The sequence below is a fragment of the Nostoc sp. genome (assembly GCF_036917155.1).
Classification (GTDB): Bacteria; Cyanobacteriota; Cyanobacteriia; order Cyanobacteriales; family Nostocaceae; genus Nostoc.
The window spans coordinates 1-14017 of the sequence record NZ_JBALDZ010000182.1; the positions used below are offsets into that span (position 1 = coordinate 1).

The following is a 14017-nucleotide window of genomic DNA, read 5'->3' on the forward strand; positions in this document are numbered from 1 at the left end:
CACCATCAATCCTAATTTAGTTCATTTTCTCCGGAAGATACTAGCTGCCCCTAGAAAAGATTATTGGTAGATGCACCCTGATAACTCACTCCCCTGTAGGTTAACACCAACTGGGGTTTTTTTATTTAAAAAAATAACTGACCTTTGTACAAATTCATCCGGAGTATGGTGTTCAACCTGAGAACATTTAATTGGTAGATGCACCCTGATAACTAACTCCCCTGGTAGGCTAACGCTCACTGGGGGTTTTTTTGTAGATGCATCGCTGTGAGGGGGTCGAAGTCTTCTCTACGAGACGCTGCGCTTTGGCGGAAGCCTCTCGCAGAAAAGGCAGTTTCCGTCATTAGATATCGCCCTAGCATTTTATGCCCAGATGACCGGAGTGCGCCACTACTCTTGTTGCTACTGCTGGTAGACCTTGAGTATCCTCCTGTTGTCGGGATAGAGGATAACTTGCTCACTCAATTCCTGAATCGCTTTCTTTTTATTGTGGGCTAAAGATGCTACTTCAAAATGATTGCTATGATATTTAATCACATTCTTAATTTTTTTTCTATATTTTCACCTTAACTCTTTCTCTGACAGCAATCCTGCTGTCAGAGAACATCCAATTATTTAACTACCTGGGATTAGACGGTATTTGTCTGGTAAAAAAGCGGTCTAGAATTTCTGATTTCTGTTCTGAACTGAAGTTTTCATAACGATTTTCGAGCTTCTCAACTAGTCCGAAATTTCTGAAAGCCTCTAAATTAGAATCTGGTTTTTCAGTTAGAGGTTTTTGTCTATTCTGGGAACAAGTAAGTATTTCTACTGGATGATGACCCTTCCGATGCATAAACTGCATCAATAAATCCATTGCTACAGTCGGCAAAACGCGGCATGTATAATTTACAAAAAAATCAAAAGTCATATTGCCTAGACGGATGCGATCGCCATCTTTGAGCTTGATCGGCTCAACAGCGCGATCGCCATTCACAAACGAGCCGTTAGTACTGTTGAAATCAATTAAGTAAAAGCCTTGCTCATCAATATGTTGAATAGCAGCGTGGCGACGAGACAGATGACTATCAGCAATGCAAATACCACTGTTGTGATTACGACCTATCGTCCATATCCGCTGTGGCTGTCGTAAACTTTGAGTCTGATTGTCACACAAGTTAGTCATCAAATAAACAGCACCAGTATCCACTACACCATGTACGTAATACGCCTTGACTCCCGTCAACGACGGTTGAGATAGATTTTCTAGCTGAAGAATTTCATCTAGAAGGCCGCTGTGGTGTTCATACAACTTGAGGAATACTTGATATAAAGTTAATCGCCGTTCTATTTCTGTTTGTGCAAAGTCAGTCATTATACGTAAACCTTGTACTACCTGATCTCGGTCATGAATATTTTGTTTCAGCCTACAATCAGGGATAATTGATTTTTCGCTTTCCGCTGCCATTTGAAAACTTAAGTGGCTTAATAGCGTTCTATTTTACAACTTTTAGGTGCGAGATTCCCTGTCGTTTCTAGCCATAAAAAGCATGGAAATATCTTTAAAAAATTATTATGATGCTTTATTGTTTATTGTAAATAATCATTTGTTATTTGTAACAGATAGAAATCATAAATACTTTATTAAGAATTGTTAATTATCTAAGTATTTTTGCTATGAAGCTAGATATTTATTAAGATTCGCGAGAGCGATGGCTATCGCTCAATCTAAACATTATATCTATTTGGTCAATTCTGAATAAATCTGAGTTTTTACTCTGAATCATCAGGGCTGATTTTACAAACTAACAAGAAAATATCAGCTTTGCAATCCTTATAACGCAAGCGTTTTAAAATTTTCAATAAAAATTTAACTAAGTAGAAAGACTTAATTAAATCAAAGCTGGTAAGAAGCGGCTCTGGCTCTTGAGAACCTTATATAGAGCGATAAATATCTAACTATAAACAAAAGCTTGATCTTACATTTAATTACGTCTAGAAGAATTTGTGTAAAAGTTACGAACAAAAAGATCCCCGACTTCTGCAATAAGTCGGGGATCTGAACCTTTCACTGAGAGCCAATTAAATAGGATTGATATCCCTACTTAATGGATCATTAAAAAAGCAGGGAAACTATTTTACTAATCTAAATAATCGGTTTAAATCAAAAGGATTCATCTGTAAAGATAGGCTAAAATCTAATATCTAAAATTAAGTCACCCAATCTAAAAATCATCCCACTTTGCTTAACTCGGGCTACTAGAGCAAGCAAGTGGCTCCCAAATTTAAACTTTCCAATCACAACAAGCCTCGTTTACCATTGGGGCGCACGGTCATCCAATTTGTTTTTGCTAGTGCTAGCTGCTCATCAGAAATCTTGGCACTGGTAAGATTGGCACCACACAGATTAGCTCCTCGGAGGTTAGCATTGCTGAGATAAGCATTGCTGAGATCTGCGCCTCGCAAGTCTGCCCCTTCTAAATCAGCATGGTTAAAGTATGCTTTGCTCAAATTAGCATCCTTAAGATTTGCTCGAGTGAGACTAGCTCTGCCAAAGTCACTATTATGAAGATTAGCCCCCTGGAGATTGGTTTTTTGCAATTGAGCAGAATGGAAATTTGTTTGGGATAAGTCAGCACCTTGTAGATTCAGCAAACTTAAATTGTGTAAGGCAAAATCCCGCCTTCCCTTCAGATAGGCTGTTAACAAACTTTGGGTATCTAATTTCCGCTCAACTTTAGAATTTTGAACTTGTGAACCATTGCTGTTGCTAGCGAAAGTCGTTGATTTAGCCATCCCAGAACCTTGGTGTAATCCCCCTGCTTCTGCTGCCTTGGCTCGTCTAGCACGAATTGCCGCCGCTACCTGTGCCACTCCAGTACTTGTAGCAGAAGGATTGTTACATAAAACAGCAGAATTTTCGTTATGTGTTCGATCTCTAGATCCACTTTCAGATTTAATCAGTAAACCCTTGGCTAAACTATCTAAGTATGGTTCTATTTCCAATGCTCGGAGAACTTCTGCTGCTGACTGATAGCGATTACGTACAGATACGTCTAACATTTTTCGCAATACATTGCTCAAGTGATCGCTCACTTGCACAAGCTGCTCCCACATCATCTCGCCTGTGTTGGGATTGTAATCTAAATCTTTAGGAGTTTTGCTAGTCAGTAAAAAAATGCATGTCACCCCCAGTGCATAAATATCACTGGCGTAGACTGGACGCATGGCCATTTGCTCTGGAGGTGCAAAACCAGGAGTACCAATGGCATAGGCAGTTAATGCTGTCTGTCCTGATGGACTTGTTGTACCTTGGCTGATTTGATTTTTGACGGCACCAAAGTCTATCAGTACCATTCTAGAATCTTGAGTGCGGCGAATTAAGTTGGCTGGCTTGATATCACGGTGAATCACCTTTTGCTCGTGGATGTATTGCAACAGTGGCAAAATCTCGCTCAAAAATTGCTTGACTCCAGTTTCACTCAAGATGCCGTTAAGTTTGACCTCCTCTTGCAAGGTATCGCCACTGATGTATTCTTGAACTAAGTAAAATTGTTCATGATCTTCAAAATAGTCTAACAATCTTGGTACTTGGGGATGATTGCCAATCTTACCTAGAGTTTTGGCTTCTCGCTCAAAGAGTTCTCTGGCCATCTGTAAAACGTATGGGGCGCTTCCTGATGGGCGTAATTGTTTGATTACGCAGCTCGGTTCTCCTGGTAAGCCTTGGTCATTGGCTAAGAAGGTTGCTCCAAAGCCACCCTGACCTAATGGTTTGATTACCTGATAGCGATCGCGCAACAGTAGTTGCGAGCCACAAGACTGACACCTTTGGCTATATACCAAATTTTCTGGATTGGGACAGGTCGGACTTAAGCAGTAGCTCATGCACTCTCAACTCGCTGCACGAATAATCACGGGAAATGTTATACTCCCTTTCAATTATTTAGATATTAATCAACTCCTGCCAGGTAATTTTTGCGGGAAATCCTTTGAAGAGTTGCTAAAGTTTAGCTGAGATTACGTATAGCGATCGCTAGAACCAGATGATTTATTATACTTAAACTGATAAATAATATTTATGCTATTTTATATCAATTCTTAATGATGCTCTTCCAATTCACTAACGTAATTTGCAATTGAGAAAGTTTGCTTTAATTTAGTGGTCTATGTCAGTAATTTTGATCGGTTCCTAGTGGGTGGCTGTAGCTCTCATCTAAGCACTTAAGTGCTTACTACGAAATTCCTTAACCTGTCATCATCCCTACGGTAGATTATTAGGTTTCCCGATGATTGCATATACAGGACTTTGCAAGTAAATGAGGTACAGAATGCTGGACTCGAAATCAGATATAGTGCTGAGTAATGAGTGCTGAGTGGGGAATCTCACTTCTTTACTCAGGACTGGGTACTGCTAAAGAAAAAGAGGAACTATTTTGCCTCCTACCTCCTAATTAGTACTTAGAGGTATTGGAGGGCAGTGCCCAACACCAGTTGCTATACTTGGGGAGACCCCAAGATCGCACTGGCTTCCCTACAGAAAATCACTGTAGTATTTTGGATGCCCAAATTTAGAGGCAATTTAGAATCGTCTACATTAGTCCTTAAGAGACTATTAGCTAGCTTTCATGTTCACACTAATCAGCTGTTCGATAAGTGCAAAAACATCACTGCGGCTAAGTTTCTCTTTACCATTAGCAAGAGCGTCAAGAGTGCCGTTAGCTAAGGTGAAGGGAATTTGGCAAAAATCTAAGGCGGGGCCCGTAGGAAGGTCTTGAATATAAGCTTCTGCCAGTGCTAGATTGCGCCGGGCATACTCCTGCATGTTGTCTGCACTCCAACCCTCTGGGAAGAATTCTACTCCACGCCCCAAATCTTCAGTATGATTACGCAGGATATTAACTGCTTGTAAACCTCGACCAAACCCAATGGCTTGGGTACGGTTTGTTTGTGTTCCATCATACCAAGTCCATAAATCTGAAAGTAACAATCCCACTGCACCTGCAACCCCAAAGGTATAACGATCTAAATCAGATTCAGTGTGAATTTTCCAGTTTCTTTCTGCCCAATAAGCCATTCGGTCTGCCATTGCAGCAGTGGCATCCCAAATTCGAGGTGCAATGGTGTCTGGTGCTAGCAGTGACCATTCTCTAATCCTCAAAGTGACTTCTTCTAATGAATTCTCATACCCACTAAATCCTGCAAAAAAAGCATCTAGTGCAAAGCCATCAACTCCTGCCTGTAATGTCAGACTAATGGTTCTTAACAGCTTCGCTTTAGTAGCGTTATCTAATTCGGGATGATCTTCAATTTCATCAATGGCACGCATACACAAATATGCTGATGCGACTGCTTCTTGCAATCCTGGCGGTAAAAGACTAATTGGGATATAAAAAGTTCGGCTAGTTTCTTTGAGGATTTGCAATGCATCTCTACGTAAATTCATGTTTTCACTCCCCGCTTGATTTTTGCACCACATGAAGTTTGCAGTTTTTTGATGATACTGGATATAGTTTTGACTAAACCTTAAAAACTATAGACTATAAGATACGCTAGTATTTCATCTAAAAATTGATAGTTTTTGGTGTTGCAATTAACAAAACTCTCAAATTGATCAAAGTCTAGTCTAGTATAGAGGTTTTTGGTTGCAAAAGTGTTTGAGGCGTCGTTTGATATCGCTTTCATAAACTTTTAGTATAGATATAAAGAATTATGGTAATATTCGGTTGGATATTGCGAAAACTTTCCATGAGCAAACATCCATTTTAGGGATTTGAAAGTGTTTGAAGTCTGCGTTAATCTGACTAAAAAAATGTAATTATTGTATATATAAAGACAATTCAGGAAAAGTCGGTAACGAATAACAGCATCTATACGCACTTTTAGATGCATATAGCGGTTTGCCGAAAAGTTAGGGTAAGTTAAATTGGACACAGAGGGCTGCGGTTAGCTAGGTCTATGCTAATGAGAGAGTGACATCAAGTGACCATAACCCAGAACCAGAAGTTCCCGTATACTTACTAGATTGTTCCTAATTGCCCAGAAAAAACCCTGAAGAAGATATTTGCTTACAAGCCAAAACATGGGTTTGACGTTTTTATGCCTCAATTCTTTGCTTTTCCCATTAGCCGTTACTGTTTGATTGGTTCTAGCTTTGATTTCGAGACTCTTCAGATGTACGGATTTTTTCAAAAATCAGATATGAGTCCTAAACTTTATTCCCCATCTCCAAATAGCTGATGACTAATGACAACCCTCGAACATCAATCAGGGGTTGTTAAAATCCCTCAATACTTTAGAGTGAAATAATCAAGCTTTTCTAGAGCTACATTCCCCCTCTCACAGATAAAATTTATATATGAACGCTACACAAGAAAAACTCAAAGATCGGGTAGAGCAGGCAATAGTTGCGGCTTTTGGTGCTGACTTCGCTGGAGTAGATCCAATTTTGGTTCCTGCTAGCAATCCTAAATTTGGTGATTATCAGGCGAATGTGGCTTTATCCCTAAGTAAAAAGAAAGGATTGCAACCAAGAGCGATCGCAGGTGCAATTGTTGAGAAACTAGATGTATCCGAAATCTGTGAACCGCCGGAAATCGCTGGGCCAGGATTTATCAATCTGAAACTGAAAACAGCATACTTAGAAGCACAACTAAACGCGATTCAAGCTGATCCCAGACTGGGAGTTCCAGCCGCAAAAACGCCGAAGCGGGAAATTGTGGATTTTTCCAGTCCGAATATTGCTAAAGAAATGCACGTCGGACACTTGCGTTCTACAATTATCGGTGATGCGATCGCCCGAATTTTAGAGTTTCAAGGACACGATGTACTGCGGTTAAATCATCTAGGTGATTGGGGTACGCAGTTTGGCATGTTAATCGCCTATCTGCGGGAAGTTTACCCAGATGCCCTTACCACCGCTAATGCTTTAGATATTGGTGATTTAGTCTCTTTTTATCGCCAAGCCAAATTGCGGTTTGATGCAGATGAAGCTTTTCAAGAGACAGCACGTCAAGAAGTTGTCAGATTACAAGCAGGTGCAGAAGATACACTCCATGCTTGGAAACTGCTGTGCGAACAGTCGCGGCGGGAGTTTCAGATAATTTATGAGTTGCTTGATATCAAATTAATTGAACGCGGAGAATCTTTCTATAACCCTTTACTATTTAGCGTTGTGGAAGATTTAGATAAATCTGGATTACTAGTAGAAAACCAAGGTGCAAAATGCGTTTTTCTGGAAGGTTTTACAAATAGAGAAGGTGAACCTTTGCCTTTAATTGTGCAGAAATCAGATGGCGGTTATAACTATGCCACAACTGATTTAGCATCCCTACGCTACCGAATTCAGCAAGATGAAGCAAAGCGGATAATTTATGTAACCGATGCTGGACAAGGAAACCATTTTGCCCAATTCTTTCAGGTAGCAAGCAAAGCCGGATGGATTCCCGATGATGTGGAATTAGTGCATATTCCCTTTGGGTTGGTATTAGGAGAAGATGGTAAAAAATTCAAAACTCGTTCTGGGGATACTGTACGGTTGCGGGATTTATTAGATGAAGCTGTTTCTCGTTCCCATGCTGACTTAAAAGCTAGATTACAAAAAGAAGAACGCCAAGAAACTGAAGATTTTATTAATGAAGTTGCTAAGGTAGTTGGAATTAGTGCAGTTAAGTATGCAGACTTAAGCCAAAATCGCACGAGTAATTACATCTTCAGCTACGACAAAATGCTGGATCTCAAAGGTAATACTGCGCCCTATATGCTGTATGTTTATGCGCGGATTCATGGGATTAGCCGTAAGGGTGATATTAACTTTAAAGAGTTGGGAAATAATGCCGTTTTGTTGCAGCATGAAACAGAATTAACGCTAGCAAAATACTTACTTCAACTAGATGAAGTTATTAGTAGTGTAGAGCAAGACTTGCTGCCTAATCGTTTATGTGAGTATTTGTTTGAACTGAGTCAGAAGTTTAACCAATTCTATGATCGTTGTCCCATATTACAAGCCGAGGAGCCACAGAGGACATCCCGTTTAGTGTTATGTGATTTGACTGCTAGAACTCTGAAGTTGGGATTATCTTTGTTGGGAATTCAGGTATTGGAGAGGATGTAATATTTTTTAACGCAGAGTTACGCTGAGGTAGCGCAAAGGTACGCAGAGGCGGTTTTTTGATTAGAATTGCAGGATTTGGAGGCGATCGCTTATGGTACGGACATGACGGTGGGAGATTTATTTGGTTGGCTGTTGGAGTAAACCAAATTCTGACGAATTGAATAAGGAAATAGGCCAAGTGCAACAGGTTTTATGGGTAGGAATCGGTTGTAAACGGGGAACATCATGGCAGTTGATTGATTGGGCAATTGAGCAAGTGTTTCGAGAAAATCAACTTTTTCCAAGTGCGATCGCAGGTATTGCTACCATTGACACTAAAGCCTCAGAAGTTGGCTTAGTAGAACTTTGCCATCTCCGTAACTTGCCTCTAAAGACCTTTTCTGCGGAAATCCTTCGCTCTGTGTGTGTCCCCAACCCTGCCACAATTACTGACTACAAAGTAGGTACACCTAGCGTAGCTGAGGCAGCTGCTATTCTTGCAGCTTCTCAACTCACATCGTTGACTATTTTTACCTTTACAAGCATAGAAGAGTTGCGAGTAAGGTTCTTAGTTCCCAAACAAATTTTCCAGCGACAAGGGCAACCAGGAGCGGTAACTCTAGCTGTTGCCCAAGCTTTAAATACTACTAGTATTACAGAACTTCACTAATTTTCCTACTCAACCACTCTCAAAAAATAGTTAATTATGCTAGAAACAATTGCTAGCACAATTGAACCTAACAAAGCAGGTAAAAAGCCTTTAATCTCAAAACCAGTGCTAGGAGTTAGGGCACTTGCCAGCCAAAGGGTTAAAGCGTTGATCACAAATGTAAATAAACCAAAGGTGAGTAAGGTAATTGGAAACGTCAAAAGACGCAAAATAGGCCTGATAAACGCATTAACAAGCCCAATAACCAGAGATGCAATAAGGGCGACAACAAAATTATTGACAATAAAACCATCAACAATTCTAGAAGTTATCAATAACGCCACCGCAGTACCGAGCCAAGTTAATAAAAAGTGTTGCATAAGTTTTTTTAGAGTAATTAGCAGTAAGTTTAATTAATTTCACTATTGCCATCTGTGATCTGTAACACGATTAGGTGTCTTGTGCTTGACTCCTAAAGTTGCCATCATCTTTTATCAGTCTAAAAGCAATGTAATTTTTCAGTGCTGGCATAGAGAGATACTTCTAATCGGTATATCTTTATCGTATTGCAGGATGTACCGCATTAAATTCATAAAAAATGCTGTGAAGCGCAAAACCCCTACAAAGGTTTCTCTAATCCGAGAAATCTCAGTAATTGGGGATTTACAAGAAATAAATTATCCAGTTTTGTACACTTAGCGTCTTATACCAATTCTGTGTGAAGATGCGCTTATGCTGCAAGAAATCAAGAACGTAGACGCGGAGCGGCTTGCCGCAGGCTACCGCCATCGCGTAGCGTCTCGTTAGAGAAGAGCGCCAAGTACGCCAAAAAATAAGAAATTAAGAGATTTGGCGCAGCTTCACAAAGAGACGGTATTACCCGCACCTCTGGCTATGGGCGAGTAAGACGCTAAGTGTAAGTTTGAAGAATAAGGATACGGTTAACGCCGCAAAAGAACCTCCCAGGTAGAGCCACCAACTACACCGTCAGCTTCTAATCCATAGCGCGTTTGTGCAGCTTTCACAGCTGTCTCCGTTGTCACCCCAAAGTCTCCATCGGCATCACCTTTCAAGAAACCAAGCTTTTTCAGTTGTTGTTGCAACTTCACAACTTCAGAACCACGTAATCCTATACGCAAAATTGGCAATCCTCCTGAGGTGTATTGAATACCAGGGGTTCGTTTCGTAGTTGTATTTGACTGAGTTCGAGTGGTTGATGTAGTACGATTTGGCGTTTTCTTTGTGCTGGAAGTTGTAGCTTTTCTTGGAGTAGCAGGTCTTGGCTCAGGGCTGGTTGCAACTTGTGTTACAGCTTTCTTTGGGGTAGTAGGTTTGGGTTCAGGGCGAGTCGCAACTTGTGTTACAGCTTTTTTTGGAGGGTTGGGATTTGCAACGTTGGTGAGGTTGCTAGCCTGGGTTGGAACAGGAAAATTTGTAGCTGAGTTAAATCTTGGCTGGGATGAGGGGAAGGTTGATGCTACTGCCGGTTCTTTTGGGAAAAGTCTTTGCCAAGTGCTGGCATCAACAATGCCATCTGGATTCAAGCCGGCGGCTTGTTTAAATCGGGCAACAGCACTAGCTGTATTCTCACTATATGTACCATCTACGGCACCAGAGTAAAAACCCAAAAGTTTCAGAGCTGCTTGAAGTTCAGATACGCGTTCGCCTTGGCTACCAATTTTGAGGATAGGGCGGTTAATGCTATCTCCAGGATTTACTTGAGCAATTTTTTGTGGCGCTGCTATTGATACTACAGCCGTTGAGGCAATCAACAGAGGCGTAGTAGAGAACAAGAGTATTTCAATGGCCGATAAAGATTTAGACCTCTTTGGCCACCAACCCTTTTGCCGTTTTTCCATTCTAAAGCGATTTACAGTTGGGTCTAGTAATTTTAAGTAACTCAAAATACTTTCTGTCAGGCTGCTTTGCATGGAATTTACTCCCAGAATATTCTCATGCTAATGGTACAGCCGCTTGGTCTAAAAAACAGCTGATCATTTATGATGTCTCCAACGGGCGTAGCTGTGGCACATAATTCAATACGCTTCCTCTCTAATTATTCTCAAAAAGGAGAGAATTAGAGCAAGCCTATGCGTAGGCTCCGCCCGTCGTAGACATCGCACGATTAATTGCTTCTTCTTGACCAACTAAAGATAAGTAAGGCTCTTTTAAATACTTACAAGCTGCGGCAATCGCATCCTGGGCACTCACCGCCACAATCAATTCTTGAAACTTGGTGTCAAAATCAATTCCTAAGCCCAAAATTTCATACCAACCGTATATTTGAGCAATTTGCCCGTTCGTTTGTTTACCTAAAGCGTACTGCCCCAGAATCTTGTTTTTAGCAGCTTGGAGTGCGCTTTCGGATACTTCGGTGGTAGACAATAAATCTACTTCTGTACGCAGTCCCTCTAGGGCAATGCTGGTATTCTCTGGTGCTGTACCTATATAAACCACAAAGGACGCTGGAAATAGCCTTGTAGAGTAAAAGGCGGATACTTCGTAAGCTAAACCGCGTTTTTCTCGTAATTCGACAAACAAGCGGCTAGAAAGCCCATTTCCCAAGTAGGTACACAGCAATTTCAATGGGGCGTAGTCAACAGAACTCACCGCTGTTCCTAAATAACCAAGCATCACGATTGATTGTTGTGTCTGTATTGGCTTTAGTCTTACCTGCGGTTCTATTTTAATTTCAGGTAAATTTAGTATTGGCAGTGCTTGAGTTGTAGCTTGCCAATCAGCAAAGACTTCTTCCACCAATGCCACTGCATTTGTGGGTGTGACTCTACCAGCAATACTAATTACTATATTATCTGGACGGAAATAAGTTTGGTGATACTCTACTAAATCGGCGCGAGTTAAGCGGCTCATGGTGGATTCATCTCCCAGCACGGACATCGAGTAGGGATGATTTTGGTACATTACCTGCCGCATTTGTTCAAAGGCGACATTGAACGGCTGCTCTTTTTGGGAACGAATATCTTGGAGTGCTAAACGCCGTTCTAGTTCTACTTGAGTTTCGGGAAAAGTAGGCGATCGCAAAATCCGCCCTGCCAATGCTAAAATTTCTGCAAAATCGGATGTTACCGTTTTGAAAGATAGCAAAAAATAATCAGTGCCAGCATCGGCACTCAAACTCGCCCCTACAGACTCGACTTTTTCTGCAATTTCCAAGCTAGAAAGTCCATCGCATCCCTTTGTCATCACTGCTGAGAGCAAATGTGCCAACCCTGCTTGCTCCCGGTTTTCGTTACAACTACCAGCACGCACAAAGATTCGCGCTGCAATAATGTCCGCAGCCGGATTTTCTGCCATCAGCACGACAATCCCATTGTTCAATACGGTGCGATGGATGGGCGATTTTTGCAGCAAGGTTGTCATTTGTCATTTGTCCTTTGTTATTGGTTATGGGGCATTGGGCATTGGGAAGAGGATGGGGGGACAAGTGGAATTGGAAGGGGAAAGACTTCTTGCAAGTTCTTACCTTGTCCCCTTGTCTCCTTGTCTTCCCACACTTCTTCATCTCCCATGCCCAATGCCCCATGCCCCATGCCCAATACTTAACACGGTTTAAGTATAGTAACCGCATAATTCTCCGGCGAGAGATACTGTTTAGCTAATTTTTGCAGTTCTTGAGCATCAAAAGACTGAATTTGCTGGGGATATGTCACAGCTAATTCAGCTTGGGCAATGGTATTGTAATACCCATAAAGCCCCGTCAGTTGATTTGGCGTTTCGGTGGAAAACGCATACTCATTACATAACAACCTGCGTGTGCGGACAAGTTCTTGTTCGCTAATTCCTTTAGTCTGCAAATCATCAAAATGAGCGCAAATTAAGGACTCAACTTCCTCTAGATTTTCTGGTTCCAACCAGGCAGTAATTGTAAATAAACTCGATTCCCGTTGTAGAGAAAAACTACTGCAAATTCCCTGTACCAATTGCAAATCTTCGCGCAAATCACGCACTAAACGCGAAGTCCGCCCTTCTGCCAACAATACCGACAACAAATCTAAACCATAGCCAGTACGTATATCTTCTACTCCTGGTACCAGCCACGCCATCAACAATCGCGCTTGCTCTATGCGTGGTAAACACAGTTCTTGACGGTGAATTCCTGCTATGACTGGCTTTGTCACTTTCTCCAACTGCGGACAATTCGAGCGTTCGGCAAAATCAGCAAATGAATGATTTACCATTTCCCAAGCTGGTTGCTGGGCTATACCTCCAGCAATTACCACCGTCATATTTTCCGGCTGATAGTGGGCGTGATGAAAACAGCGCATTGCTTCTGGTGATTGCTGCATCAGTTCTTGCTCAGTACCCAACACCGAACGTCCATAAGGGTGATGCGGATAGATGCTTTGAATTAGAGCTTGAAATCCTATCCAGTCGGAATCGTCCTGACAAGAGCGAATTTCCTCTAGCACCACGTCGCGTTCGCGGCTAAATTCATCTTCTGGAATTGCCGCATTGAGCAGTAGTTCTCCCAAGTAGGGCAGAGTATCTTTTAAATAAGGGGCGGCTGTGGTGATTGAATAATGAGCATAATCATAGCTTGTCGCCGCATTGCTCACACCACCCCGATTTTCAACTTTGGAATCGAACATTCCAGGGGGTAACGTCGCCGTACCTTTAAAAATCATGTGTTCTAAAAAGTGCGCCATACCAAACCACGGTTTTGGCTCTAGGCTGGCTCCAGCACGCACCCAAACATCCGCCACAGCTACGGGAGTGGTGGGAATTTCTTGATGAATAAAAGTTAAACCACTCTCTAGTCGGAAGACTGAGGCTGGAAATACGGTATTAGTTAGTTGTTTTAACAATTTTTTGTAGTTTTAATCACAATTTGACGCAATTGTGTCATCTTAACTCTGAACGATACCTAATTTAGAATCAAGTTATACAGATTTGGAAAATTATGCGATCGCTGTTCTCTGCACTACCGAAAAATTAGACGCGTTATGCGTTGAGAGGAAAATCGCGAATTAGTTAAAACACTGGAATCTCAATGACAAATTCTGTTCCTTCGCCAAGCACAGAATTGCAACTCAACCCCCCATTATGGGTTTCTTCGACAATTTGACGAGCGATGTCTGACGACAAGCCGCTTTGTGCTGTTGCATCATCCAGCACAACAGTTTTTAAGCTGCGTTTGACATAGTTTAGCAGTGTAATGGGAATGCCTTCGCTGGTTGACCAAACAAGGCAAAAGTAAAAAGTAAAAAGGCACTCATAAAGAAAAAGGAAAATGGTAACAAGCAACTAAATTTATTTATGGAATGAAATAAAAACAT

General features: G+C 41.4%; 10 protein-coding genes. 2 read left to right on the plus strand and 8 right to left on the minus strand.

The genetic code is table 11. The features are described 5' to 3' along the window. Nucleotides 1-619 precede the first annotated feature (619 nt). The 3 genes from V7K67_RS24055 to V7K67_RS24065 form a co-directional block, all read right to left on the minus strand. Nucleotides 620-1354 (minus strand): FHA domain-containing protein, encoded by a 735-nt coding sequence (locus V7K67_RS24055; RefSeq protein WP_442943917.1) that lies wholly within the window; start codon nt 1352-1354, stop codon nt 620-622. A gap of 923 nt (nt 1355-2277) precedes the next feature. Beyond that, complete coding sequence (locus V7K67_RS24060; protein ID WP_334733834.1) at nt 2278-3867, minus strand: serine/threonine-protein kinase; 1590 nt, start codon at nt 3865-3867, stop codon at nt 2278-2280. A gap of 727 nt (nt 3868-4594) precedes the next feature. Further along, nucleotides 4595-5425 (minus strand): phytoene/squalene synthase family protein, encoded by an 831-nt coding sequence (locus V7K67_RS24065; RefSeq protein ID WP_334711764.1) that lies wholly within the window; start codon nt 5423-5425, stop codon nt 4595-4597. 912 nt (nt 5426-6337) lie between these two features. On the opposite strand from V7K67_RS24065, the gene argS reads away from it, so the two are divergent. Both argS and V7K67_RS24075 read left to right on the plus strand, forming a co-directional pair. Continuing rightward, on the plus strand, nt 6338-8092 hold the full coding sequence (gene argS / locus V7K67_RS24070) for an arginine--tRNA ligase (protein WP_335168725.1): 1755 nt from the start codon (nt 6338-6340) through the stop codon (nt 8090-8092). 178 nt (nt 8093-8270) lie between these two features. Continuing rightward, nucleotides 8271-8741 carry a cobalamin biosynthesis protein gene (locus V7K67_RS24075; protein ID WP_334711767.1) on the plus strand — a complete coding sequence of 157 codons (471 nt, stop codon included), beginning with the start codon at nt 8271-8273 and terminating at the stop codon, nt 8739-8741. 5 nt (nt 8742-8746) lie between these two features. Here V7K67_RS24075 and V7K67_RS24080 read toward each other — a convergent pair whose 3' ends face one another. The 5 genes from V7K67_RS24080 to V7K67_RS24100 all read right to left on the minus strand — a co-directional run bounded on the left by V7K67_RS24080 (nt 8747) and on the right by V7K67_RS24100 (nt 13985). Further along, entirely contained in the window at nt 8747-9100 is a 354-nt protein-coding gene (locus V7K67_RS24080; RefSeq protein ID WP_334711768.1) for a phage holin family protein, read from the minus strand. A gap of 561 nt (nt 9101-9661) precedes the next feature. After that, nucleotides 9662-10651: a peptidoglycan-binding domain-containing protein gene (locus V7K67_RS24085; protein WP_334733838.1), complete on the minus strand. Its 990-nt coding sequence runs from the start codon at nt 10649-10651 to the stop codon at nt 9662-9664. A 157-nt stretch (nt 10652-10808) separates the two neighbouring features. Further along, the gene (locus V7K67_RS24090; protein ID WP_335168728.1) at nt 10809-12101 is read right to left on the minus strand and encodes a M16 family metallopeptidase; all 1293 of its coding nucleotides are present in this window, start codon (nt 12099-12101) and stop codon (nt 10809-10811) included. 179 nt (nt 12102-12280) lie between these two features. Then, nucleotides 12281-13546, minus strand: a complete 1266-nt coding sequence (locus V7K67_RS24095) for a M16 family metallopeptidase (RefSeq protein WP_334733840.1) — start codon at nt 13544-13546, stop codon at nt 12281-12283. 166 nt (nt 13547-13712) lie between these two features. Continuing rightward, entirely contained in the window at nt 13713-13985 is a 273-nt protein-coding gene (locus V7K67_RS24100; RefSeq protein ID WP_334733841.1) for an ATP-binding protein, read from the minus strand. Nucleotides 13986-14017 lie beyond the last annotated feature (32 nt).